Origin of the sequence: Mycobacterium sp. 141 (assembly GCF_000382405.1) — a bacterium.
In the GTDB taxonomy this organism is placed as follows: Bacteria; Actinomycetota; Actinomycetes; order Mycobacteriales; family Mycobacteriaceae; genus Mycobacterium.
Map to the genome: position 1 here is coordinate 29,232 of NZ_KB908261.1, position 24,488 is coordinate 53,719.

Here is a 24,488-nt window from a genome sequence, read left to right on the forward strand (position 1 = left end):
GCCGCGGAACGCTGCGCCGCCGGCGAATGGCGGTTCAGACGTGGGAGAAGCGGGCCGCGCGACGGTGAACGCGGTGTTCGTATCCGCGGGTGCGGTGTGGCTGGCCGAACAGGTGCATGGGTTCTGAGTAGAACACCTTCTTGGCGAACTCGACCAAAACGAGGTAGGTGATGACAAATGCAGCCAGCACGGCAAAGAACTGCCACGGCAGTGGTGTGAAGCCAAGCGCCACTGATACCGGTGACACCGTGAGCAGCACGCCGATCACCACGACGGTGAGGCTTGTGATGGTCAGCAATCCACTGGGTCTACTCCGGAAGAACGGCACCTTTCGGGTACGGATGGCGAAGATGATCAGCGTTTGCGTGGCAAGCGATTCCACGAACCAGCCCGTGCGGAACGTGGTGGCTCCGGCGTGCAGGACACCGAGCATCAGCCCGAAGGTCATGAAGTCGAACAGGGAGCTGATGGGACCGAAGATCAGCATGAATCGTCGGATGAAGGCAACATTCCAGTGTGCGGGCGCGTGCAACTGTTCGTCGTCGACCCGGTCGGTCGGGATGGCTAGCTGTGAGCTGTCGTAGAGCAGGTTGTTCAGCAGGATCTGGCTCGGCAGCATCGGCAGAAATGGCAGCAACGCCGAGGCTGCTGCCGCCGAAAACATGTTGCCGAAATTGCTCGATGTTCCCATCAGGACGTACTTGATGGTGTTGGCGAAGATCCGGCGGCCATCGGCCACACCCGTGGCGAGCACGCTGAGATCCTTTTCGAGCAGCACGACGTCGGCCGCGTCCTTCGCGACGTCGGTGGCGGTATCGACGGAGATGCCCACGTCGGCGGCATGCAAGGCCAGGGCGTCGTTGACCCCGTCACCGAGGAACCCGACCGAGCGTTTCTTGCGCCGAGCCGATCTGACCAATCGCGCCTTCTGCTCTGGCGAGATGCGCGCAAAGATGGTGTGATCGTCGGCCGCCCGGGCGAAGCCGTCATCGTCGAGTCCCTCGAGCTCGCTGCCGGTGATCGTGCCCTTCGAGACCAATCCGAGGTCGCCACAAACCTTTTCCGCCACTTGAGCGTTGTCACCCGTGGCGATCTTGAGTTCGATCCCCAGGGCGGCCAGTTCTGTCAGCGAGTGCCGTGCCGCCGCCTTCGGCTCGTCGGCGAACACCAAGAATCCGGCCAGCATCAACTCGGCTTCGTCGGTGGCCGTGATGGCCGAAAGGTTCGGTGCGGGTCTGGCCGCCACTGCCACGACGCGCCGGCCTGCGGCGAACAATCCGGCCAGGGTCTCCTGCGCAGCGGGATCGGTCATCGAGCACCGGGCCAGTACCTGTTCGGGCGCACCTTTCACCACAAGGACCCGCTTGCCGTTGTCGTCGACCAAGGCTGACGACGAACGGCGAAGATGATCGAAGGGCAGCAGCGCCACCCGGTGAGCATGTGCGACGGCCTCGACAGCGTTCGGGGCCTCGCACAGCGCGGCGTCGAGAGGGTTGGCGCTGGCCCCGCCGGCCTGCAGGTCGATATCGGAAGCGAACAGGCCGAGCCGCAGTACCGAGTCACTGTGCGCACCGGCGGCATTGACGGTGTCCACCAGGCTGATCCGCCCTTCGGTCAAGGTGCCCGTCTTGTCGGTGATCAAGATGTCGATGTCGCCGAGATCTTCGATACACACCAGGCGCTTGACCAACACCTTTGCCTTGGCCAACTGCCGCGATCCGGTGGCCAGACTGGCGCTGACCACGGCCGGCAAAAGTTGCGGGGTGATCCCGACGGCAATCGCCAGCGAGAACAACACCGAATCGATGATCGGCTTGCGCAGCAGCAGATTGCTGACGAGGATCAGCAGGGTCAGCGCGAGCGCCACCCGCAGGAGCAGATACGAGAACCGGCGCAACCCGACCTGGAAGTCGGTCTCGGGTTGTCTCTCACCGAGACCCGCTGCGATGCGGCCGAACTCAGCATTTCGCCCGGTGGCGTAGACAACACCGAGCCCTTCCCCGGCGTTGACGATGGTGCCCATGAACGCGAGATCCGCACAATCGGCAAGATCGGCGTCGGCAGGGACGGGACTCGGGGATTTCTCCGATCCCATCGACTCACCGGTCAGGATGCTCTCGTTGCACTCCAGAGCGGCGACCTCGATCAGCCGCACATCGGCAGGGACCGCCTCCCCCAGCGTCAGTCGGATGACGTCGCCGGGAACGAGCGTGGCGACATCGACGGAGACGAACTGGCCGTCCCGCAGTACCACCGAGCTGTGACGCATACGTGAGTGGAGTGCGGCCGCCGCCTGCTCCGCACGATATTCGTTGAAGAACCCCAGCCCGACGCTCACCGTGAGAATGGCGCCGATGATGATGGCCTGCAAGCTGTCGCCGAGGAAGTAGGACACGATCGCGGTTGCCGCCAGCAGGATCAGCACTGCGTTGCGCAACTGACGGCCCAGTACCGCAAGCGCTTTGACCTGGTGAGTGCGCACGGCGTTGGGGCCCGACCTCGCCAGCCGCGCCGTCGCCTCTGCGCTCGACAGCCCCGCGGCACTGCTGTTCAACGCCGCCAGGACCTCATCCACAGAAGCCGCTGCAGCCCGCCGCGCGGTCAACACAGCCAGTTGAGGTCCGTCGCTGACCTTCGGCGTCTCCATTGCCACATTCTGAACCACTTGTCTGACAGACACGTAGGGCAGAAAGACCCCGCCGCGGCTGTCCTGCGATCCGACCGGGTACCGGTAAGGACCTTTGTCCCCCACCGGAGTGCCGAATGGACCGTGCACGTCGGCGCATCGAGGAGCACGATTGGAGTCCATGGACGGTGCGGTGATCGACACCGCGGGAGTGCACCAACTGGTCTCCACGCTGATCGACCGTGGGTACCGGGTGATCGGCCCGACTCGCTCGGACAGCGCCATCGTGCTCACCGAACTGTCCTCAGCCGACGACCTGCCCAGAGGCTGGGGCGTGGATGTGGGGCCCGGGCACTATCGGCTACGACGACGCGACGACGACGCGCTGTTCGGCCACTCTGCCGGGCCGCAGTCGTGGAAGCAGTTCTTGCACCCGCCGCGGCAGCTGTTGTGGTCATCTGACGACCCGACACCGGAGGAACCCGCCAGATATGCCTTCATCGGGGTGCGGGGATGTGATCTGGCTGCGATCGCGCGGCTCGACGACGTTCTCGGTGAGCGCCAACATCCCGACCACGGTTTTGTCGGGCGACGGCGTCGCAGCTTCGTGGTCGCGGTCAACTGCACCGAACCCGGCGGCCTGTGTTTCTGCGCGTCGATGGGGACGGGTCCGCACGTCGGGCCAGGCTACGATCTGGCGCTCACCGAACTGACCGATACTCGCGGTCAGCCCTACTACGTCGTCGACGTCGGCAGCGACGACGGCGCCGACGTGCTCGCAGCCGTGCCTCACCGCGAGGCCGACCGGCAGGAGATCGAATCGGCCAGTGCCGAGGTGGACGAGGCGGCGCAACACATGGGCCGTCAGATGCCCCAAGGCGACCTGCGGGAACTGCTGATCCGGTCCCGCGAGTCCCCGCACTGGGACGATGTCGCCAGTCGGTGTCTGACCTGCGGCAACTGCACAATGGTCTGCCCCACATGCTTCTGCACCAGCGTCGAGGATGTCACCGACCTCACCGGCGAGCACGCCGAGCGGTGGATGCACTGGTCATCGTGCTTCGAGCCCGACTTCACATTCGTGCACGGGGGCAGCGTCCGGCAGTCCGGACCGTCGCGGTACCGGCACTGGCTCACCCACAAGCTCGGCACGTGGCACGACCAGTTCGGTAGCAGCGGGTGCGTGGGTTGCGGCCGGTGTATCGCCTGGTGCCCCACCGGAATTGACATCACCGAGGAGATGACCACCCTCGCGGATCTCGATGAGCAACGCGATGACTGATACCGCACAATCGACGATGGCGCCTGTGCCATACCGGGTGCATGACAGCGTCAGAGAGAACCGCGACTCCTCGACGTTGCGCCTTGAGCCCGTGCGCACCGCGCTGAATATCCCGCAGCCGGGTGAATTCATGATGATGTACGCGTTCGGGATCGGTGAGATCGCCATCTCGGTCAGCGGCATCCCCACCGGGTCCGACCACACGATCGCCCATACCGTCCGTTCGGTCGGCGCGGTGAGCCGAGCACTGCGCGGCTCACCACCGGGCACCGTGATCGGCATGCGCGGCCCATTCGGCACCAACTGGGGTCTGACCGAAGCAGCCGGCCGTGACCTGGTGATCGTCGCCGGCGGCGTGGGCCTCGCACCGCTTCGTCCGGTTGTCCTCGGTGCGCTCGCCGATCGCACCGCGTATGGGCGGGTGACCGTGATCGCCGGTGCCCGCTCCCGCGACGACTTCCTCTTCGGCGCGGAACTGCGTGAATGGATGCACACTGGACCCGTCGACGTGCACCTGACCGTCGACGTTCCGGTGCAGGGCTGGCCGGGTGAGGTCGGCTTGGTCACCGAACCGCTGCAGCGGCTGCCGCTGCGGCCCGAGAACACCACTGCATTCCTGTGCGGACCCGAGCCGATGATGCACGCGGTCGCCGACGCGCTCATGCGAAAAGGCATGGTGGCCAGTGATATCCGGGTATCGCTGGAACGCAATATGCAGTGCGGCATCGGCTGGTGCGGGCACTGCCAGTTGGGTCCCCTGCTGCTGTGCCGCGACGGCCCGGTCGTGGGCTACGACGTCGCGCAGCCCCTGCTCTTGGTGAAGGAGTTGTAGATGACCGCACCTTCGTTGGCCGTATGGAAGTTCGCCTCCTGCGACGGTTGCCAGCTCACCCTGCTCGACTGTGAAGACGAATTGCTCACTCTCGCAGGGCAGGTGCAGATCGCCACCTTCCTGGAGGCCTCCAGCTCGGTGGTGGGTGGTCCTTATGACGTGTCGTTGGTCGAGGGGTCGATCACCACCCCGGCCGACGAGCGGCGGATCAAAGAAATCCGTGAGCAATCGGAGATCATGGTGACCATCGGAGCCTGCGCGACGGCCGGTGGCATACAGGCGCTGCGTAATTTCGCCGATGTGGCCGAGTTTGCGTCGATCGTGTACGCCCATCCCGACTACATCGACACCCTGGCCACGTCGACAGCCGTCGCCGAGCATGTCGTCGTCGACTACCAGCTACAGGGCTGCCCGATCGACCGGGGCCAGTTGCTCGAGACCCTTGCCGCGCTGTTGATCGGGCGTGAGCCGCGGTTGCCCGCAAAGACGGTGTGCACCGAATGCAAGCTGCGTGGGGTGACGTGTGTGGTGGTAGCCGACGGCATCCCGTGCCTCGGGCCGGTCACCCACGCCGGGTGTGGGGCATTGTGCCCGACGTACCATCGTGGCTGCTATGGCTGTTTCGGGCCGGCCGCCACACCCAATTCCGCGGCGCTGGTTCCGCTGTTGCGCCGCGATGGACTGTCAAATGACGATGTCGGCAGGGTGTTTTCGACATTCAACGTCACCCGTTTCTCGGCTGAGCGGAACGACCGATGAAGCCCGAGGTGCGCACGCTGTCGGTGGGTGCGCTGACCCGGGTCGAGGGCGAAGGCGCCTTGCATGTCACGCTCAGCGACGGTGCCGTCGAGAGTGTCGAACTCAACATCTATGAGCCGCCGCGGTTTTTCGAGGCGTTCCTGCGGGGCCGCGCCTACACCGAACCACCTGACCTCACCGCACGCGTATGCGGCATCTGCCCGGTCGCCTACCAGGTGAGCGCATGCAACGCCGTGGAGGACGCCTGCGGGGTCACGGTCGATCCCGAACTGGCGCAGCTGCGCCGTCTGCTCTACTGCGGAGAATGGATCCACAGCCACGCCCTGCACATCTTCCTGTTGCACATGCCGGATTTCCTCGGCTATCCGGACGGCATCAGCCTGGCCAAGGATCGACCGGATCTGATCGAACGCGGCCTGGCCCTGAAGAAGGCCGGCAATCGGTTGATGGAGCAGATCGGCGGGCGCGCCATCCATCCGATCAACGTCCGGTTGGGCGGGTTCTATTCGGTGCCCGAACGCGACGATCTCAAACCCGTGGCCGAACAACTGCGCCGCGCCCTCGACGACGCCCTGTCCACCGTGCATGACATCGCTCAATTCGATTACCCGGAAGTCGAATTCGATCACGAGTTCCTGGCGCTGACCGACTCCGGTCGCTACCCGATCGAGAATGGCACGATCGCACGCAGTGCAGGCGCCACGTTCCCGGTCGCCGCCTTCACCGACCACGTGATCGAGACTCAGGTGCGGCGTTCGACGGCGCTCCATGCGACCCTCGACGGTGCCCGTTACCTGACCGGTCCGCTGGCGCGCTATTCGCTGCACCATGCCGCGCTGTCACGTGTGGCTCAAGATGCGGCGGCGGCCGCAGGATTGGGTCAACAGTGCCGAAACCCTTTCCGCAGTATCGGAGTTCGCGCGGTCGAGGTCGTGTACGCCATAGACGAGGCATTGCGCATCATCGCCGAGTACACCCGGCCTCAGCGTCCCTTCGTCGAGGTCGCACCACGTGCCGGGATTGGGCACGGGGTGAGTGAGGCGCCGCGCGGGCTGCTCTATCACCGTTACGCAATCGGAGCTGACGGACTGATCCAAGCTGCGACGATCGTGCCGCCCACCGCCCAGAACCAGGCGGCCATCGAACACGAGATGGCAGAACTCGTCGCGGCGAATCTCATCCTCGACGATGCCTCCTTGACCGCGTTGTGCGAGAGGTCGATCCGCAACCACGATCCGTGCATCTCGTGTTCGGCGCATTTTCTGACGCGGACTGTGGACCGCAGGTGAATGGTCGCGTCCTCGTCATAGGTATCGGAAATGCTTTCCGGTCCGACGACGGGATCGACCTCGCGGTGGCCGCGGAAATCGCTCGACACCGCATGCCGGGCGTACATGTCATGACGGACATAGGCGACCCGGGATCGATGCTCGACGCGTGGGCGGGCGCCGATCTCGCAATCGTGGTCGACGCGGCGATCAACTCTGCCGGGACAACCGGGCAGGTTCGACGCTGGACGCCCGGCGAAGACCGAGAGCCGCCGGTGGTGAGCTCGCACATGCTCGGTCTGGCACAGGCGTACTCGCTGGGCGAAGCGCTCGGACGGCTACCGCGGCGACTGGTGGTCTTCACCGTCGACATCGCTGACATCGGCCACGGTGACACCTTGACGCCCGCCGTCGCCGCGGCTGTACCGCGTGTGGTCGATGCCGTTCGCGCCGAACTCCTTACAAGGAAATCGTCGTGACGCTGGCCAAATTCGGCGGCGCTGCCGCACTGACCGCTCGGTATTGCTCGTACTCCGCACGAGCGGTTCGCTGCGCACGCTGGCGGATACCGCACATCATGCCGTACTCCATGATGAAATGCGCGATGTCGAACAAGGCATATCCAACCGGGGCGCCGACCGTACGCGTAATCAGCCGGGTCCGGCCATTGCCAGGTTGCAGATGGAAACCCCATGCCCACGAAGCCTTCTCGCCGCGTTGCACGCGCTCGAAATCGCCGGGCGACACCAGCACCAAGTGAGCCTTCGGCTCGACGAGCGCCACCACCTGACGAGCGTGGGCGCCGTAGCGCCGGGCCAGCCAGACGGTGTCACCGACCTGGAGATCCTGCCACTCCGGATGGATCCGGTTCGCGTTGTGAATGCGTGCTCCCAAGGCCCGCTCCAGCAACGCATAGCTGTAGAAACCGGCGCGGCCTTCGCCGATCTGCACCAGCCACGGCCATACCGCCCGCGGCGGGGCGTCGACCATCACGGCGCGCGTCGTCCGAGGCAGGCCCGTCGTCACCAGATCGTCTCCGGGGAGCACGGCAGCCGCTTCGTCTTCACCTGCGCCCCAGGTGTACATCCACGGCCGGAATCTACCGCGGTACATCGCAATCACGCCGGCTGCTGCCATCAGGCCTGCGAGGCAAGGACGTTGCTTTCCCATGAGCCGACGGTAAGAGAACCGACACGCATGGGAGAAGGGCCGAAGGTCCCCCGGTATCGCGCGTTGCGACCCACGCTCGGCGATCACGCCGCGACCGCGATCGTCTCGTCGAAGCCTGCGGCGAGGCAATCGTGCAGCACATCAGGGTCCGGAATCGCGCCGGTATCGATGTTGATGCCGATGGCGCACGTGTCGACATAGGTGAGCAAGGTGATGTTCACACTCGCACCCAGGGTCGGGGAGAACGCATACTGCATCCGTACCGGGGCGCCACCGAGCTGCAGGGGCGTCGGGAACCCCGGAACATCGCTGGCGACGAAGTCGATGCGACGGAGTTGAGAACCGATGTAGCTGCGCGGCATGGCATTCAGAGAGGCGGCGATGAGCTGGGTGTAGGCAACGGACTTCTCGCCCCTTGCCTTGCTCGTCCGTTCGTGTAGTTCGCGGATTCTGCGTGCCGGGTCCGTAACCCCGACGGGTACAGGCAGGCGCATGAGGGTTGCCCGGTTACCGCCGGCGGCATCCTGTTGGCTGCGGGTGCTGATCGGCATCAACATCACCAGTTCCTCGACTGAAACGTCATGGTGTTCGTGATAGCGACGGAGGCCGCCGGTGACAGCCGCCACGAAAGCGTCGTTCAGGGAGCCGCCCGCGACACGACCGGCAAGCTGCAGCGCGGGCCGACTCACCTCGAGGACGTCGAGATACCGAGTTGGCGTGCGGCTCCGCATAATAGGCGATCGAGGTCCCGCGATCGGACGTGCGGCTCGATAGATCGACAGCGCTGTCGGTGCCACTGCCCGGACGGCCGTGACCGGGTGCCGCAACGTCGTTACGGCACGGGACACCGAGTCGAACGAACGCGACGGCACGACGGCACCTTCACCTGGCCCCGGCGCGTCGTCGTAGAGAACCTGCGCGATGTGCACTGCACCGACACCGTCGGTCAGCGAATGATCGAACTTGCAGAGCAGCGCCGCACTCCCGTCGGCCAATCCATCGACAAGTGTCGCTTCCCAAAGCGGTCGGTTACGGTCATAGCCGGCCATGGCTACGGTCCCGGCGAGTTCCAGGAGGTTCGATTCCCGGAATTCGGGTTCGGTCAGGCGGTGCAGATGGGATCCGAGATCGAAGTCAGGGTCCGCCTCCCAGCGCGGAGCCCACAGCGGTGCCGCTCGGACAACCCTTTGCCGGAAGCGTGGCACCGCGCGGCTGATCCGATCGAAACGATCGACAACCGATTTCCAGTCGGGGGGCCGGTCGAACAGGATGAGGGTGACGATCGTCGATCGCAACACCGGGTCAACCCCGAGTGACCACATGAATGCGTCGGTACCGCTCAAGTAGCCGTCGATGGCAGCGCAATGCATCGTTCAACCCCGCCTCGGCACCCTCAACCCATGTCGGCCGGCGCGAACCGCAACAACGCGCCGATGCCGTCAGCGAGGTCAAGCGCGTCCCCGACAGACACCAAGGACGCGTCGACAGCGAGCCCGGCGAACGGTATGGCCTCATCGGCCCGTGCGACACGGCTGACCGGCTTTCCCAGTGCCGACAGCGAATCCGCGTCAGGACCCACCATGGTGCGATCAGGCCCGGTGACCACGGTCGCATCACCGAGCTGCCCGATGATCAACGCGTCCACATTGTGCGCAACCAATGCCCGGCACACGGCCGCGATTCCGGCCACGGCCAGACCCGACTCAGCTTCCTTCTCGCTGAGAAATCTCTGGACGGTCTCGCCGACTTCGGCGCATCCCAGGCGGCGCAGCGCGTCCTCGACCAGGTCGCCGAACTCGGCTTCACTGGCCCGATGACCGTGGGATCCCGCGGGTAGCTGCGATACGCGTTGCGCGACACGTGGTGGGAGTGCGGATATGACATCGCTTCGGGAGCGCACCTCGCCGCTGACGATGACGACGTCCGCGCGCACCTCGTCGACGAGTTCGACGAGCCGGTCGCTCACCGCACGGATATTCGTACGAATGGCTTCGTCTGTTGTCCGCTGAAAGTCCACGTATCCGCTGGGACCCGAGGTTGCCGGCCTGTGTACCGGATAGCCTTCGCCCTCGACCGTTTCTGTGCGCACTGCGCCGTCCTGGTGGACAGTGATGGTGGCACCCGAACGGTCGATCGCGGCAAACACGTAGGGCCGCTGCTCGTCGCCGAACTGCATCAGCGGCAAAAGGTACGGATAGTCCGATACCCGGACAACCGGTGCGATCGGCACCCGCGGCAGATGTTCATTTATCAATATCCGTTCGGGTGTCACGACGACGGCCCGCCCCTGCCGTCCGACGGGGGGTCGGCTGTTCAGTACCGCTTTCTCGAGCCGTTCGACCGCCGCCGGATCGGCTTGCATGCGCTCCAGTTTGCTGCGGATGGCGTGCCATTCCACATCCGCCCGATTCGTCGCGTCGGACCGCGAATCGTCGAGATAGACGGACACGAACGGCCCGGAAACGTCGACGAGCCGACGGAAAACTTCAGTATTCATCTCGCTACCACCTCGAAAATCACTGTGCCAGTTTGAGTGTTACGGCCTTACGAATACCGAACCGCTCGAATGCCCTACGCCGCCACGGTGACAACTGAGACGCCACCTGGGCCAGGTCGACGACGTGCGGATCAACGACCTCGTACGTCTGGCCCTCGACTACGATCGTCGCCCGACCAGCAGCCACCACGTTGCTCAGCCAGTCCACCTGCGCACCGTACGGCAGCGGGATGACGTACCCGCCCTCGACTTTCTCGATCACGACGGGCGTCGCGTACAACTTGCCCGACGCGCGGCCGGTGTGCCGAATCACCGACGCATACGAGTACTTTCGACCAGCCAGAGGCAGCATCACGGGATTGAGCACGTATTTGTTGAAGCGACACACAGCATCACGAAACGGTATTTTCGTGTCGTTGGACATCCTTTGATGCTCGTCACCCGCTGCGGCACGCGACAGGGCCGTCCGGACCCAGAGCAGAGGACTTAAGCCACTCCCGACGGCACCCGGTGACTTCGGTACCACCGGATGCCGTCATGGGGACCTTCGCCCCTAGCGATATGCCCGCTACGCGGAAATGATTGGGTGTGTCGGTATACCCGGGAAGGGGATGGTAACGGTGATGGCGATCACCACGACCGAATGCGCAAGGCTGACCGGACCGCAGATCGAAGCTGTCGCCTGGGGTTTTCTGCGATCCGAATTCACCCAGCAGACGTACGCCAGTTGGCCGATCGACCGGCGCATTGATGCATACCTACATCATCACGGTCTGCACGACATCGTCAATGACGGCTCTGCCTATAACCGGGTGACCGAGCGAGTGATGGCGAACCTGGGTCGTGCATTGCGTACCGGTCAGCTGGGATTGCCGAATCAGTTGGGATTGCCGAAACAAAGATCGTGACCGTCGTCCACAAGGCCTCCGACGCCCGGCAAGCATTCGCACATGAAACGGTTTGACGATCACCTCAACGCCGGGCGGCACGCCCCGTTACCGCGCACTGATTCAGGGAGCGGGTCAGGACTCCGGTATCTGCGTGATGAGGAAGTACAAGTGGGCACGGGGCGGCTGTCGCTGACCGGACACCTCACGATCCCCGAGAATTCCCGGGGGGGTGGTGGTCTTTGCTCACGGCAGCGGAAGCAGTCGGCACAGTCCCCGCAATCGGTATGTCGCACAAGTCTTGAATGCGGCCGGTTTCGGCACGCTCCTCTTCGACCTGCTCACAGTCGAGGAAGAACGCAACCGCGCCAACGTGTTCGACATCGAGTTGTTGGCCTCACGGCTTGTCGGTGTCACCACGTGGCTGACCGGTCAGACCGATACCGCGTCGCTGCCGATCGGCTACTTCGGTGCCAGTACCGGGGCGGGTGCCGCGCTGACCGCAGCGGCCGATCCCCGCGTACAGGTGAATGCGATCGTGTCGCGTGGTGGTCGCGCTGATCTGGCGGGCCGTGCGCTGACGAAGATCCTGGCTCCCACTCTTCTGATCGTCGGAGGGCTCGACCACGACGTGATCGAGCTGAATCGACGTGCACAAGCGATGATTCCTGGCCGATGTGAACTCGCCATCGTTCCGGGAGCCGGCCACGTCTTCGAAGAACCAGGCACGTTGCGGCAGGTTGCGGAACTGGCATGCAATTGGTTCGCCGAGTACCTGTAAGCCTCGGCGCATCGACCGAATCTCGGTCATGGCAGCGGCGCTGACCATCTCAGCTTGGTGCCGCGGTCGGCCATTGCTTCAACGGTGAACGAACCGCCGGACTCCTCGGCGCGGCGACGCAGGTTGATCAACCCGCTGCCGGTGACCTCGTCACCGATTCCGCAGCCGTTGTCGATCACTTCGATGGTCAGCTCGTCGGCGACCGCGACATTGACCGACAGAGTGGTGGCGTGTGCGTGCCGGACGGCATTACTCACCGCCTCTCGGACAACAGCTTCGGCATGATCTGCCAAGGACGTATCGACAACGGACAGCGGACCGGAGTACTGCACCGTGGTTCGGACCCCGGAACCGGCGAACTGTCCGATGGCTTCGTCGAGCCGCTGACGCATCCGGGTGATCCCCGACTCGGCGCTGTGCAGGTCGAAGATCGCAGTGCGGATCTCCTGGACCACCTCCTGGAGGTCATCGACGCACTCGGTGAGTCGCTGCCGCACCTCGGGGGCACGGGCGCGCGGAATCGTGCCCTGCAACGCCATGCCGACCGCGAACAAGCGCTGGATCACGTGATCATGCAGATCGCGCGCGATCCGGTCGCGGTCGGTCAACACGTCGAGTTCACGCATTTGCCGCTGCGTCGTCGCCAGCTGCCACGCGAGCGCGGCCTGGTCGGCAAACGCGCCCAGCATGTCCAGTTGCTCTTCGCTGAACGGCTCTGCCCCCGCCGGCCGCAACGCCACCAATACTCCGGCAACGGTATCGGTCGCGTGCAGGGGCAGCACGAGCGCCGGGCCGGTTGCTTCGTCAGCTTCCGGCAAGATGTCAATGCCGTCGAAGCGTCCCGCTTGCCGTTGGACGAATGCCTGACCGATAACCGTTCCGGCTACGGGGATGACCGTTGCCGCCGTGCCGGGACCCGCGCCCGCGGTGGCTACCACGATCAGCTCATCGGTGTCTTCCGGTGGGGTATCGGGGTCATCCGGGACAGCGACCAATGTCGATTCCGCACCGCCCAGATTCCGGGCTTCGTCGGCAACGAGCCGGAAGACCGTCGCAGGATCGGTACCGGACAACAACTCGGTCCCGATGTCGCGAGTCGCCTCGATCCATGACTGTCGGGCCTTGGATTTCTCATACAGGCGCGCATTGTCGATGGCGATGCCCGCCGCAGCGGCCAAGGCTTGCACCAGGACCTCGTCATCCTCGCTGAACGGTTGCCCACCGGCCTTCTCGGTCAGATAGAGGTTGCCGAACACCTCGTCTCGGATGCGGATCGGCACGCCAAGAAAGGTTCGCATCGGCGGGTGGTTCCGTGGAAACCCCACGGATGCAGCATGATCCGAAATGTTGTCCAGCCGGATCGGTTTGGGTTCGTCGATGAGCACTCCCAGAACGCCACGTCCGTCGGGTAGGTTCCCGATACGCTCCCGCGTCGCCTCGTCGATGCCCTCGTAGATGAATTCGACCAGCTCGTGATCATGGCCACGCACACCTAACGCACCGTAGCGGGCATCGACCAACTCGATCGCGGTGTGCACGATGGTCCTGAGGGTGGCGTCGAGTTCCAGCCCGGACGTGACCACCAGCATGGCATCGAGCAATCCGTCGAGGCGGTCACGGCCCTCGACAATCTGTTCGACGCGGTCCTGAACTTCCACGAGTAGCTCACGCAACCGCAGCTGCGACAACGTCGCCCTGAGCGGATGCACCGTGCAGTCAGCGCCCATCCCTCCGGCCACGTCACGATGATCCCACTCAACAACCGCTAACGCGAGTGGAAGTTCGTCCCGGTTGTTGCGAATCCAGCGATTTCCGCTGTACCTGAGGACTTTCGGACCACAGCCAGCCTACTTAGCGCCCTGTTCACGCGCCGGTCCGGCAGGCATGATCCCTGGATGAGGCATGACAACTGGCTGATGATGGAACCCACCGGAGACCAGCCACCGGCGCCGTTTCGCGCCCGTCTGGCCGGAGCGGGCCGTCACCTGCCCGACACGCACCTGACAACCGAGGCTTTGATGTCGGCGACGCGTCACCGCACCCACATCGACCTTGAGCGCCTGACCGGTATCAGGGAGCGCCGCATCTCCATCGGTGACGAAGACTCTTTCAGCCTCGCCACCGCAGCAGCACAGAACTGCCTGGACGCCGCGCAGTGCGAGGCCGTGTCGGTCGACGCCGTCATCAACTGCAGCATCACAAAGTTTCGGGGTGGATTGATCCAACGGGTGGAGCCGCCGATGAGCGGCATGGTCGCCCACGCCATCGGCGCGGACAACGCCATCACGTTCGACCTCTCCAACGCGTGCGCGGGAATGCTGACCGGCGTCATGATCGCCAACAACTGGATTCGGCACGGGATCATCCGTCGGGCGCTCGTTGTCAGCGGTGAGTACATCTCGCAGCTCGGCCGCAATGCCTCCCGCCACATCCGGACCATCATGAGCAAGGAACTCGCCTCGCTGACACTCGGTGACGCAGGCGCTGCGCTACTACTCGAGCGAGCAGATGACGACTCGCCGGCTGGAATCACCTTGGCCGGGTTCACCACGGTGGCCGGTTACAGCCGGCTCTGCCTCGCCTATCCGAAAGGTCACGAATCCGGCGGGCGAATGTTCACCGATGCCAGAGGCATTCAGCAGGCAGCGATGTCCGACACTCCCCTGCTGTTGCACGAGGTGCTCGATTCGGTGGGCATCTCGATCCACGACATCGACCACGTCATAACCCACCAGACCTCCGCCCGGGCGATCCGCAAGGGCATGGCGAAGGTTTCCGCGGCCTTCGGTGATCGGCCCCGGCACGACGCGGTGATCACCGTCGACCGCTACGGCAACACCGCGTCGACAACCCACACCGTGGCGCTGATCGAAGAACTCGAGGCCGGGCACATCGAACCCGGAGAAACAATCGCCCTGATCGCCCTGGCCTCCGGACTCGAAATCGGCATCGTCCTCCTGACCCTCGACGAGACGGTGGTGAACCATCATGGGCACAGTGATTGAAGCGACCGCTCTCACCTCCGGCCGGCATTGGCGCGATCGGCACAGCGCGCTGAGGCTCGCGGTGCGAGCGGCCGAGGATTGCCTGCACAGCGCCGGCCGCGAGGCCTCCGATGTCGACCTGCTGATCAACACCGGGATCTATCGCGACCGCAATCTCGGCGAGCCTGCGCTGGCCGCAATGATCCAGCAGGACATCGGCGCTCACCCAGAAGACCCACACCCGCAAGCGCACGGGACGTTCTCGTTCGACGTCGCCAACGGATCGTGTGGAATCCTCACGGCGCTGCAGATCGTCGACGGTTTCCTGAGCGCGCACGTCATCGATCGCGCACTGATCGTCGCGAGCGACGCCGACCCGGGCCACAGACTGAGCGAGGACTTTCCGTTCGCACCCGCAGGAGCCGCATTGTTGTGCCGGTGGTCCGACGACGACGAGGGGGTCGGCCTCGTGCAGTGGACGAGCATCTGCGACGAGGGGGAAAGCTTCAGCGCCACGGTCGGACAGGGCAACCGAAATGTCCTCAGGGTCAGCGAACGTGGCGTCATGGACGAACGGTTTGCAGCGGCCGCTGCACAATCCGCGACTAGGTGCATCGACGCCGCGGCACTCGACATCGCCGAGATCGACGCAATCGTCGCCGCGCCCGCCCGTGATCAGTTCCGGAGCTTGCTCGCCGAGCACCTCATGGTTCCCGAAGGCACCATCTTCACCGCCGATGACGAGCACAGCCACACCGCCGCTCTGGCCGGTGCGTTCGAACGCGCCGTAGGAGTGGTCGGTCCCGGTGATCGCATCCTCATGGTGGCGGCGGGCGCCGGTGTCACGGCCGGCGCCACGCTCTACCGGATGCCTCACGAAGCGTTGGCGAACTGAGCTACAGCCCCGTCGGATACGTCTCGGGCGTCTCACCCTGAACCCACGTGCTGGTGGTCTCAAGCGGTTCCAGCGCGCGTGTCCGATCGATGTGGATGATCGCATCGAACTGCTCAGACGGACGGACGTGGTAATAGTGGCTCTGGCGTTCCGTGGCGGGCAGGTAGATCACCCCGATGGCACGGCCCAACCGGACGACGTCGAGAGGCTCTGCTGCGGCTCGGCTGATCATCGCCGACACCAGGAACTCCGGTTCGCCGGCCTCATGGAAAAGCTCTTCGATACTCCCGTTCAGTGCCGGCCTGACCACTTTGCGCTCGGCGACTCCGCCCCATTCACTGGCCGCCGTGACGGTGCCCGTGTAAGTGGTGAAACCGATCGAACGGGAGTCCTCGGCCCAGCGCTCGCGCACCAACTGTCCCAGGGTCAACTGACCGTCGTTGCCTACTTCGGTGGCTCGAGCATCGCCGACATGAGAGTTGTGGGCCCAGACCACGATTCGGGCCGGCTCGCGGTCTCCGTGGCGATCGAGGTGCGCCAGCAACGCCTGCAGCGTTTGCGCCATGTGCTGGTCACGCAGATTCCACGACGTCACCCGCCCACCGAACATCGCGCGGTAATACACCTCGGCATTACGCACGGTTTGCGCGTTCTGCTGGGCATAGAAGAGTTCGTCTTCTGCGAGCAAGCCGTCACGACGCGCGTACTCCACCGCGTTGCGTTGCATCTCGACCAGTTGGTCTACCGCTTGACGTTCGCACGACAGGCCGGCACCGAACGCCGCGGCAAACCCGTAGGCCTGGCCGTCGTCGGCCGAGGTGTGGTCGAAGCACGCGTAGCGTTCTCGCGCCCGTTCCGCGGCAACCGGATCGACGTTCTCGAGGTATCTGATGACCTCCTGCATGGACCGATGCAGGCTGTAGAGGTCCAAACCGTAGAAGCCGGTCTCACTTTCACCGTCGGCTCGCCGGCGCCCATTGTGCACATGCAGCCAGTCCACGAAGTCGCGGACCACGACGTTGCGCCACATCCAGGCCGGGAACCGCTCGAACCCACTCAGCGCCCGGGTGGCCGAGCCGTCGTCACCGAGTCCGCGGACGTACCGGTTCACGCGGTAGGCATCCGGCCAATCCGCCTCGGCGGCAACGGCACAGAAGCCCTTTTTCTCGATCAGCCATTTGGTGATCTCCGCTCGTGCCGCGTAGAACTCGTGTGTGCCGTGCGAGCTTTCGCCGATCAGTACGATCCTGGCGTCGCCGATGATCTCCTCAAGGGCCTCGGTCGGGGGTACGCCGCCCGGGGCGTCGACGGCCACCCGGCGGACGATCGCCGCGGGTGTCTCCTCGGCCCGAACCCGTTCTGCGACACGGCCCGTGGTCGGTGTCGCGAGCAGTTCGCGCACCTCTTCGTCGCTGACCTGCCGGAAGTCCCAGAACGACTCACCGACCGCCACAAATGGCGTGGGCATCGACGCGCACACCACGTCGTCGACCACGGCCGCGAACTCGCGGCAGGTGGATTCCGGTGCCGCAGGCACGGCAATCACGATTTCGGCGGGGTCGGATTCCCGCAGCGCCTGCACCGCAGCGGCCATGCTCGCTCCGGTTGCCAACCCGTCGTCGACCAGGATGACGGTCTTACCGGTGACGTCGACGCGCGGGCGGCCGCCGCGATAGGCCGCTTCACGCCGGTGCAGTTCCCGCCCTTCGCGTTCGGCGACAGCGCGCAGTTGCTGCGGGGTGATCCGCAAGGCACGAAGCATGTCGTCGTTCACCACGACGCGTCCATCTGCGGCAAGCGCTCCTACGGCGAATTCCTCGTGTCCCGGCGCGCCGAGCTTGCGCACGACGAACGCATCCAGCGGAGCTCTGAGGGCCGCCGCCACCTCCCAGGCGACAGGGATACCGCCGCGGGGCAGCCCCAGAACGATGAGGTTCTCGCGGTCTCGGTATGCGCCCAGCAGACTGGCCAGGACTTGTCCGGCCTCACGGCGATCGCGGAACACATGCCGCGGCGTACCTCGGGTGAGGCCTCGTGATCGAGTCATGATTGCTCCCTCGGTGCTGTTCGAGCTATAGGCGAATCTGACCACCGCAGCACCGCCGCCACAAGGGACCGAAGTCCCCGGTGCCCGGGGTCATTTGTCGACGTCCAGTTGAGGGACCACCGGCCCTAGCACAGAACGCGCGACCGCTGCATGGTCGGGATATGACGACGAACATCACGCGCGGTGCAGGTGCGCTCGCACTTCTGTATGCGGCAAGGCGCTTCTACCGGAACTGGGGGACGACGAAGGAAGAATGCCAGCTGTCGATCCCCGGTGACAAGCTGATCAGCAAGCCCGCAGGCGTTACCACAGAGGGCATTTGGATCGACGCCCCGCCGCGCGCCGTCTGGCCGTGGCTGGTTCAGATGGGGCAGGATCGCGCTGGTTTCTACGCCTTGCCGGGGTTTCAGAACACCGATCGGATTCATCCGGAATGGCAGCGTCTCGCCGCAGGCGATACCGTGCGACTCACGCCGGCGAACTGGGCGGGCCGGCCCAACGGGTATGTGCTGTCGGTCGTGGAAGTCATTGAGCGGCAGGCGATCGTGCTACGCACACCCAAGGGCAGCAGTTGGGACGCCACCTGCACGTTCCAGCTGGCGCCACATTGGCAAGACCGGTGCCGGCTGCTGGTCCGGACCCGCATCGGGTTGGTCCATCCTGGCGCGGTCATGCTCACCGAACTCGTGGGAGCCCCCAGGGCACTGACTGTTCGACACATTCTCAAGGGCATCAAACAGCGCGCAGAAACTGCGTACGAGGCCGAGGTGTCCGCCGAGACATCCAATGCCGCAGCGGACATTCACCCCACGAACTGATCACCTACTCGTCGGCAGTGTCGCGGGCAGGTTCAGGGCCGAAGATAAAACGCCTTCCGGTGACCCTCAGTGGTCGGATCCGCACGTAATGTCGTTTGGTCGTTGCCGTCCAGGGATAGAGTTCGGCACGCTCGGCCTCCTCGATCTCCTCGTCGGTACGCAGTGTTTGTGCGAGCCCTCGGACGACCACACTCCAGCCTTCGCCGGCCTCGTGGTCGTCGGCCTCGAACAGCACATGGTTGTTGATTGCGGCACTGACCAGCTTGGCCCCCTCGGCGGTACGAAAGAGCACGGTGCGTCGCTGCACGACGAAATTCACCGGGAAGATCTCCGGCTCCCCCTCCACACTCGTCACGAGCCGCCCCAGCGCGACACTGGACAGCAGATCCCAGCTTTCGGGCTCGGACAGAATGGAAATCGGTTGCGATTCTGTGGTCATGCGGAAGACGCTACCCAGCGTGAGGCCTGCACGGACATGGCCGAAAGTCCCGAAAGATCAGACACCAACGGCCTTCGTCGAGCGGCTAGCGGACGGCCGACGAATCAGCGGGTGTGCCCGGGAACCGGACCATGTGCCCTGGCGCCACTCGTTCGACGCGACCACGGCATTCGACCGTGACGGGAGGAAGGTCGCGCGGGCTCACACTCACCTCCGCGCCGAGGCCGCTGACCCGGATATACAGGTGATGACCTCGATAATGGATCGGAAAACCCAATGCGCCAAGTGATTCGGGCCAGTGCGGGGAAAGGACGATCCGGTTGCCGCGGGTTTCGAGACCGGTGAAACAGCGCTGCATGAGGTCGACGCTGCCGGCCATCGCGGCGAGGTGAATCCCCTCGGAGGTCGTACCGCCCTGGATGTCGGCGACGTCGGACTTCAGCACGTCGCGGAAAAACTCCAAGGCGTGATCACGGTTGGCACGAGCGAGAACCCACGAGTTCACCACCGCGCTCAGCGTGGACCCGTTCGAGGAGCGCGCGATGTAGTAGTCGACCATCACCGGGATCCGCTCGGGCGGAAATTCGTAGTCGAGTCGGTCGAGCAACTCGCCCAGCTCATCGGACGACAACAGGTACAGCAGCATCAACGTGTCGGCCTGCTTGGCGGCCTTGTATCGATTGACGTCATCACCCTCGGCTTCCAGGATGCGGTCGAGCCGCTGGATGTTTCCGTACCTGCTGCGGTAGGTCTCCCAATTCAGTTCCGCCAGTTGGTCGTACCCGTCGAACTGGCTGATCAAGCCCTCATGGAACGGCACGAACATCCGGCAGCTGACATGGTCCCAGCGTGCGAGTTCATCGTCTGTCAGGGCGAGCTTTTCCCGTAGGTCGAGCCGGTTCGCCAACGGCATGGCCGTCAGTGCGTCGATGGCCCGCAGGATGACCCATACGGCCATGACGTTCGTGTAGGCGTTGTCGTCGATTCCGTCGTGTGGTCTATCGGGGGACCCGGAGTGGAACTCATCTGGCCCGATCACGCCGTTGATGTGATAACGGTCCGCGGTGCTGTCGTAAGTCGTTCTGCTCACCCAGAATCGAGCGATTTCGACCAGCATCTCTGCTCCGTAGTCGATCAGATAGGCCAGATCTGCGGTGACCTGGTAGAACTGCCAGACGTTGTAGGCAACGGCAATACCGATGTGGTGCGCACGATGGCTCGCATCGACGCTCCAACGGCCGGATCGCGGGTTGAGGTGCAGCTCAGGGCTTTCCTCGCGGCCATCGCTGCCCGACTGCCACGGGAACATCGCACCCGCGTAACCCGCCAACTGCGCGGCACGGCGCGCCTCGGTGAGCCGCCGGTACCGGTAGCGCAGCAACGCGCGGGTGATCGTCGGGAAATGCAGGTTGAGCACCGGGAAGATCAGCAACTCGTCCCAGAACACGTGGCCGCGGTATGCCTCGCCGTGGAGGCCACGAGCCGGGATGCCGACATCGAGGTCCTCGCTGTTGTACGAAACCGTTTGCAGCAGGTGCATCAGGTGCAGTCGCAGCACTCGCAACTCATCGACATGACCGTCGAAGTCGATGGTCAACCGTTCCCAGATGTGCGACCAGACCAGCTCATGAGCGCCTCGCAACTCGGCGAATCGGCCCTGCCGTTCCAGCCGGCGTTCGGCGCCGCCGGCCGCATCGGATGTCGCCACGTCGCGTCCGGTCACCAACACCGCGATCTTCTCGATCGCCAACGACTGCCCCGCAGTGAGTTCAGTGCTGATCTCATGGCCGATCTCGTATCCGTCGTCGACGAGCCGATACTTCGCTACCGCGGCGGCATCGTCACGCCACACTGTGGTTCGCGCAGCAAGCGCCATGGGAATCTGCGACTGCTTGGTCTGAACCGTCAGGAGAACCGAATTGTCGGTCAGTGCCCGCTTTTCCAACGACCGGAGATGGTCACCGGCCAGCTCGCGGTAGCGCTCGACACCGACATTGCAGACGTTCGCGTCCAGTGTCGAACGAATCTCGATCGTGCCGCACCAGTCCTCGGCACGGACAACGGTTTCCAGAGCCGCGACATGAGCCTGGTTCATCGCGGCAAATCGATTCTGCGTCACGGCCGTCGTGCGTCCGGCTTCATCGCGGAAACGGAACTCCCGGGTCAGCACGGCGGCCCGGAGATCGAGGGTCTGGCGGAATGAGAGCAACGTGACGGTGTCGATGTCGAACCAGTCGCCACCGTTCACGCGAAAGCTCAGGGGAAGCCAGTTGGGTACGTTCACGAGGCTTTCGTTCTCGACCGTGGTACCGCCGACCAGATCGCCCAGACGGTTGTACACGCCCGCGATGTAGGTACCCGGATAGTGCACCTGACCGGCCGTCGATTCGGGCGCCGCGCCGCGGGTGGCGAAGTAGCCATTTCCCACTGTGCACAGGGCTTCCCGCAGCTTCTCCTCCGCCGGCAGGTACTCGTCGTAGGTAAACGTCCAGCCGTGGCGGAAATCACTTTGCCGGTGAGCCAGCCAAGCCGCGCCGCGCCGCAGGAACCGGCCCACTTCGGCGGGATCGTCCAGGCGGTACTGGGCGGCGGTCCGGCGATCACCGTCTTCGCCATGACAGACGATCACACCGACACCTTTGAGTCGAATCGCGTCGAAGACGTCTTCGTCGGTGAGGTCGTCGCCGAGGTAGATGGGCAACACGTGGTCACGCGGATGCATCTGGTTGCGGATCCAGGTCAACGCTGTGCCCTTGTTCCAGTCGATGTCTGGCCGCAACTCGACCACCATCCGTCCACCGGTGACCCGTAATCCGCGGCGGTGTCCTTGCCGGTGTACGGCGGCGAGAATTTCATTCACGTGCTGTGGCGCCACGTTGCGGTAGTGGATCGCGACCGCGTACCGCTTGGCTTCGATGCGCACACCTGGTACGTCGGCCAGTTCGGCGTGCAAGGCCTCCGCCGCGCGCTGCAGAGCCGGTACGGCGGCCTGGGCCGCGTCTTGGTCGTGATGATGTCCTTCGGGGTCGACGAGTTCGAAGCCGTGGTTGCCGGCGTACCACAAACCTGGCACACCTACCCTGTCGCGGATGTCAGCCAGATCGCGTCCGCTGAGTATGGCGACAGGACACCGCGCGGCCAGATCGACCAGTGTTTCGGCGACACCGTCGACAAGCGTCGCAGTGTCCGGATCCGTCACGATCTCCGACAGCGTCCCGTCGAAGTCGAGACAGACCAACGGCCGCCTGCCGTCGACGACACCAGTCAGCTCACCATGGGCATCCATCACATTGGGCAGCCCTGACATGGGTTTGTCTCCGGTGCGCACCACGGCAGCCGCCAGATCGGGAACCACGATGTCGGCACCCGCGCGGAGCAGTTCCTCTCGGTAGCCGGTCCGGTCGACGCCGATGACAAGAGCGAAGCCGCCATTACGTCCTGCCGTCACGCCGGCTTGTGCATCCTCGACGACCACGCAGCGTTGCGGCGTCACTCCCAAACTGGCAGCGGTCTCCCAAAGCACTGCCGGGTCGGGCTTGCCCGGCAGCTTGAGTGCTTCGGCAACCACGCCGTCGACACGGATGGGAAACAGATCGCCCAGTCCGGCTGCCTCGAGCACTTTTTCGCAATTCCGGCTGGACGAATAAACTGCCGTGGCCACACCTGTTTCAGCGAGGCTGCGCACCAACGCCACCGTGGACGGATAAGCCCGCACCCCATTTGCCATTCGCGCCGAGAAGAGCTGCTGCTTACGATTCGCCAGACCCCAGACCGTGTCGTATCCGGTGTCGTCCGGGCGGCCGCCCGGAAGCGAAATCCCCCGGGCCCGAAGCAGCGCCGCGATGCCGTCTCGGCGAGGCTTGCCGTCCACATACCGGCGGTAGTCCGCTCCGGTGAATGGCGAGACATCCTCGTCAACGCCGGCCGCACGGTGTGCGAAGAACTCGGCGAACAGCGCCGTCCACGCCGCGGCGTGCACAGCGGCCGTATCGGTGACCACGCCGTCGAGGTCGAAGATGACCGCGTCATGCGACCGTGGATCGATCGTGACCGACGCAGTCATTGACGGCCGCTGCCGGAAAGCGATACGTCGACATCGCTGTCCCGCTCGCCGAAGTCCTCGAGGATGACCGGTTCCTCGGCGAGCGCAAAAAGTCGTTCTACGTCGGCTTGCGTGCACGGTTGGCTGCCCGGCGTCAGCAACTCCGCCGTACCGGCTGCAATCCCGTACCGCACAGACTCGTTCAGTGACCAATCCCTGCTCAACCCCACAGTGATCGCCGCGACCATCGCGTCACCCGCACCGACACCACTGACCACTGTGCTCATCGGGATTGCGGGGAACCACAGCGCTCGCCGTCCGGTTATCAGCAGTCCGCCATCGGGTCCCAGGGAAACGACGACAGTCTCCGCTTGACCGCACGCGATGATGTCGCGGGCGGCGGCGACCTGCTCGGACCTGGTTGCCAATTCACGTCCGGACAATTCCCGGAGTTCGCGCACGCTGGCCTTCAGAAGGAACACTCCCGAGGTGAAATGCCGTAGCCCGCAGCCGGAGGTGTCCAAGACCAGCCGCGCGCCGACATCCCGACACACGAGGGCAACCTGCTGGTAGAAGTTCTCGGCGGCACCCGGTGGAAGACTCCCGCTGGCCACCACGAACCGAGCCGATGTGGCCTGCTGCCGCAGCTCTCGCAGGCAGCGCTGCTGTTCGACAAAGGACACCTGCGGCCCCGGGAGCACGAAGCGGTATTGCAGACCGGTACGTGTCTCATCGACCGTGAAGCTTTCCCGGGTTGCGCCCTCGATCGTGATGCGTCGGATCGGGATACCGTCCCGGGCAAGAAGTCCGGTCAACAGATCCCCGGATGAACCACCCGCGGGGTAGATGGCACAAACCGACGCACCGAGCACGTCTGCAACCTTGGCGACATTGATTCCACCGCCGCCGGCGTCGTAACGAGGGTCGGCGCAACGTATCTTGTTCGTCGGTCGCACCTCCTCGACAGAGCTGGTGATGTCGACCGCTGGATTCATCGTCAATGTGACGATCGTTGGCGAGATTGGCCGCTCCATACCGTCGATCCGACTACGCGCATCCGCCCAGCACTAGGGGCCGAAGTCCCACATCGGCATTTTGAGGACTTCTTGCCTGACGTATCGGTGACCTTCAGCCCATCAGTTGTGGTCCTCGGACGCTACG

At 64.6% G+C, this 24,488-nt stretch carries 19 protein-coding genes and 1 pseudogene; 10 read left to right on the plus strand and 10 right to left on the minus strand.

Annotated features, from left to right (window positions below; all coding sequences use genetic code 11):
* Positions 1-34: 34 nt before the first annotated feature.
* Positions 35-2,809, minus strand: a complete 2,775-nt coding sequence (gene mgtA / locus H276_RS0111860; RefSeq protein ID WP_019971528.1) for a magnesium-translocating P-type ATPase — start codon at positions 2,807-2,809, stop codon at positions 35-37.
* On the opposite strand from mgtA, the gene H276_RS0111865 reads away from it, so the two are divergent.
* Genes H276_RS0111865 through H276_RS0111885 form a run of 5 tightly spaced genes read left to right on the plus strand, consistent with a single transcriptional unit; the run spans position 2,808 to position 7,246 of the window.
* On the plus strand, positions 2,808-3,908 hold the full coding sequence (locus tag H276_RS0111865; protein WP_019971529.1) for a 4Fe-4S dicluster domain-containing protein: 1,101 nt from the start codon (positions 2,808-2,810) through the stop codon (positions 3,906-3,908). The two genes, mgtA and H276_RS0111865, sit on opposite strands and share 2 nt — an antisense overlap.
* Positions 3,889-4,740 carry an FAD/NAD(P)-binding protein gene (locus H276_RS0111870; protein ID WP_019971530.1) on the plus strand — a complete coding sequence of 284 codons (852 nt, stop codon included), beginning with the start codon at positions 3,889-3,891 and terminating at the stop codon, positions 4,738-4,740. Before H276_RS0111865 ends, H276_RS0111870 begins: the two co-directional genes overlap by 20 nt.
* On the plus strand, positions 4,741-5,499 hold the full coding sequence (locus H276_RS0111875; protein WP_019971531.1) for an oxidoreductase: 759 nt from the start codon (positions 4,741-4,743) through the stop codon (positions 5,497-5,499).
* Complete coding sequence (locus H276_RS0111880) at positions 5,496-6,788, plus strand: Ni/Fe hydrogenase subunit alpha (protein ID WP_019971532.1); 1,293 nt, start codon at positions 5,496-5,498, stop codon at positions 6,786-6,788. The genes H276_RS0111875 and H276_RS0111880 overlap by 4 nt, the downstream gene beginning before the upstream one ends.
* Complete coding sequence (locus tag H276_RS0111885; protein WP_019971533.1) at positions 6,785-7,246, plus strand: hydrogenase maturation protease; 462 nt, start codon at positions 6,785-6,787, stop codon at positions 7,244-7,246. The genes H276_RS0111880 and H276_RS0111885 overlap by 4 nt, the downstream gene beginning before the upstream one ends.
* On the opposite strand, the gene H276_RS0111890 is transcribed toward H276_RS0111885, so the two are convergent.
* From H276_RS0111890 to H276_RS0111905, 4 genes are all read right to left on the minus strand, one after another.
* Positions 7,227-7,937 (minus strand): hypothetical protein, encoded by a 711-nt coding sequence (locus H276_RS0111890; RefSeq protein WP_231376661.1) that lies wholly within the window; start codon positions 7,935-7,937, stop codon positions 7,227-7,229. The genes H276_RS0111885 and H276_RS0111890 overlap by 20 nt on opposite strands.
* Before the next feature lie 83 nt (positions 7,938-8,020).
* Entirely contained in the window at positions 8,021-9,307 is a 1,287-nt protein-coding gene (locus H276_RS0111895) for a wax ester/triacylglycerol synthase domain-containing protein (protein WP_019971535.1), read from the minus strand.
* A gap of 23 nt (positions 9,308-9,330) precedes the next feature.
* The gene (locus H276_RS0111900) at positions 9,331-10,434 is read right to left on the minus strand and encodes a Vms1/Ankzf1 family peptidyl-tRNA hydrolase (protein WP_019971536.1); all 1,104 of its coding nucleotides are present in this window, start codon (positions 10,432-10,434) and stop codon (positions 9,331-9,333) included.
* A 19-nt stretch (positions 10,435-10,453) separates the two neighbouring features.
* Entirely contained in the window at positions 10,454-10,858 is a 405-nt protein-coding gene (locus tag H276_RS0111905) for a nitroreductase (protein WP_026356891.1), read from the minus strand.
* Between the two features lie 199 nt (positions 10,859-11,057).
* Here H276_RS0111905 and H276_RS0111910 point away from each other — a divergent pair, with 199 nt between their 5' ends.
* Positions 11,058-11,342: a hypothetical protein gene (locus H276_RS0111910; protein ID WP_231376662.1), complete on the plus strand. Its 285-nt coding sequence runs from the start codon at positions 11,058-11,060 to the stop codon at positions 11,340-11,342.
* Between the two features lie 129 nt (positions 11,343-11,471).
* Positions 11,472-12,102: pseudogene (locus H276_RS0111915) on the plus strand (dienelactone hydrolase family protein); the annotation flags it as partial.
* Positions 12,103-12,128: 26 nt separating this feature from the next.
* Here the strand turns inward: H276_RS0111915 and H276_RS0111920 are convergent.
* Positions 12,129-13,829, minus strand: a complete 1,701-nt coding sequence (locus tag H276_RS0111920) for a GAF domain-containing sensor histidine kinase (RefSeq protein ID WP_019971540.1) — start codon at positions 13,827-13,829, stop codon at positions 12,129-12,131.
* A gap of 168 nt (positions 13,830-13,997) precedes the next feature.
* Here H276_RS0111920 and H276_RS0111925 point away from each other — a divergent pair, with 168 nt between their 5' ends.
* Entirely contained in the window at positions 13,998-15,107 is a 1,110-nt protein-coding gene (locus tag H276_RS0111925) for a 3-oxoacyl-ACP synthase III family protein (protein WP_019971541.1), read from the plus strand.
* A complete protein-coding gene (locus tag H276_RS0111930) occupies positions 15,091-15,981 on the plus strand; it encodes a 3-oxoacyl-[acyl-carrier-protein] synthase III C-terminal domain-containing protein (protein ID WP_019971542.1) in 891 nt (296 codons plus the stop codon). The genes H276_RS0111925 and H276_RS0111930 overlap by 17 nt, the downstream gene beginning before the upstream one ends.
* 1 nt (position 15,982) lies before the next feature.
* Here H276_RS0111930 and H276_RS0111935 read toward each other — a convergent pair whose 3' ends face one another.
* Entirely contained in the window at positions 15,983-18,028 is a 2,046-nt protein-coding gene (locus tag H276_RS0111935) for an erythromycin esterase family protein (RefSeq protein ID WP_026356893.1), read from the minus strand.
* A gap of 161 nt (positions 18,029-18,189) precedes the next feature.
* Here H276_RS0111935 and H276_RS0111940 point away from each other — a divergent pair, with 161 nt between their 5' ends.
* Positions 18,190-18,846, plus strand: a complete 657-nt coding sequence (locus H276_RS0111940) for a hypothetical protein (protein ID WP_019971544.1) — start codon at positions 18,190-18,192, stop codon at positions 18,844-18,846.
* A gap of 4 nt (positions 18,847-18,850) precedes the next feature.
* Here H276_RS0111940 and H276_RS0111945 read toward each other — a convergent pair whose 3' ends face one another.
* The 3 genes from H276_RS0111945 to H276_RS0111955 form a co-directional block, all read right to left on the minus strand.
* Complete coding sequence (locus H276_RS0111945; RefSeq protein WP_019971545.1) at positions 18,851-19,285, minus strand: pyridoxamine 5'-phosphate oxidase family protein; 435 nt, start codon at positions 19,283-19,285, stop codon at positions 18,851-18,853.
* Between the two features lie 85 nt (positions 19,286-19,370).
* Positions 19,371-23,348 carry a trehalose-phosphatase gene (otsB, locus tag H276_RS0111950; protein ID WP_019971546.1) on the minus strand — a complete coding sequence of 1,326 codons (3,978 nt, stop codon included), beginning with the start codon at positions 23,346-23,348 and terminating at the stop codon, positions 19,371-19,373.
* The gene (locus H276_RS0111955) at positions 23,345-24,361 is read right to left on the minus strand and encodes a 1-phosphofructokinase family hexose kinase (RefSeq protein WP_019971547.1); all 1,017 of its coding nucleotides are present in this window, start codon (positions 24,359-24,361) and stop codon (positions 23,345-23,347) included. Before H276_RS0111955 ends, otsB begins: the two co-directional genes overlap by 4 nt.
* Positions 24,362-24,488: the final 127 nt, after the last annotated feature.

What these genes read in the sequence shown, in the direction of transcription:
- H276_RS0111880 (WP_019971532.1), top strand. Translation starts at nt 5,496, where the DNA reads ATGAAGCCCGAGGTGCGCACGCTGTCGGTGGGTGCGCTGACCCGGGTC.
- otsB (WP_019971546.1), bottom strand. Translation starts at nt 23,348, where the DNA reads ATGACTGCGTCGGTCACGATCGATCCACGGTCGCATGACGCGGTCATC.
- H276_RS0111895 (WP_019971535.1), bottom strand. Translation starts at nt 9,307, where the DNA reads ATGCATTGCGCTGCCATCGACGGCTACTTGAGCGGTACCGACGCATTC.
- H276_RS0111955 (WP_019971547.1), bottom strand. Translation starts at nt 24,361, where the DNA reads ATGGAGCGGCCAATCTCGCCAACGATCGTCACATTGACGATGAATCCA.
- H276_RS0111920 (WP_019971540.1), bottom strand. Translation starts at nt 13,829, where the DNA reads ATGGGCGCTGACTGCACGGTGCATCCGCTCAGGGCGACGTTGTCGCAG.
- H276_RS0111940 (WP_019971544.1), top strand. Translation starts at nt 18,190, where the DNA reads ATGACGACGAACATCACGCGCGGTGCAGGTGCGCTCGCACTTCTGTAT.
- H276_RS0111910 (WP_231376662.1), top strand. Translation starts at nt 11,058, where the DNA reads ATGGCGATCACCACGACCGAATGCGCAAGGCTGACCGGACCGCAGATC.
- H276_RS0111875 (WP_019971531.1), top strand. Translation starts at nt 4,741, where the DNA reads ATGACCGCACCTTCGTTGGCCGTATGGAAGTTCGCCTCCTGCGACGGT.
- H276_RS0111900 (WP_019971536.1), bottom strand. Translation starts at nt 10,434, where the DNA reads ATGAATACTGAAGTTTTCCGTCGGCTCGTCGACGTTTCCGGGCCGTTC.
- H276_RS0111865 (WP_019971529.1), top strand. Translation starts at nt 2,808, where the DNA reads ATGGACGGTGCGGTGATCGACACCGCGGGAGTGCACCAACTGGTCTCC.
- H276_RS0111945 (WP_019971545.1), bottom strand. Translation starts at nt 19,285, where the DNA reads ATGACCACAGAATCGCAACCGATTTCCATTCTGTCCGAGCCCGAAAGC.
- H276_RS0111935 (WP_026356893.1), bottom strand. Translation starts at nt 18,028, where the DNA reads ATGACTCGATCACGAGGCCTCACCCGAGGTACGCCGCGGCATGTGTTC.
- H276_RS0111870 (WP_019971530.1), top strand. Translation starts at nt 3,889, where the DNA reads ATGAGCAACGCGATGACTGATACCGCACAATCGACGATGGCGCCTGTG.
- H276_RS0111930 (WP_019971542.1), top strand. Translation starts at nt 15,091, where the DNA reads ATGGGCACAGTGATTGAAGCGACCGCTCTCACCTCCGGCCGGCATTGG.
- H276_RS0111905 (WP_026356891.1), bottom strand. Translation starts at nt 10,858, where the DNA reads ATGTCCAACGACACGAAAATACCGTTTCGTGATGCTGTGTGTCGCTTC.
- H276_RS0111925 (WP_019971541.1), top strand. Translation starts at nt 13,998, where the DNA reads ATGAGGCATGACAACTGGCTGATGATGGAACCCACCGGAGACCAGCCA.
- mgtA (WP_019971528.1), bottom strand. Translation starts at nt 2,809, where the DNA reads ATGGACTCCAATCGTGCTCCTCGATGCGCCGACGTGCACGGTCCATTC.
- H276_RS0111890 (WP_231376661.1), bottom strand. Translation starts at nt 7,937, where the DNA reads ATGGGAAAGCAACGTCCTTGCCTCGCAGGCCTGATGGCAGCAGCCGGC.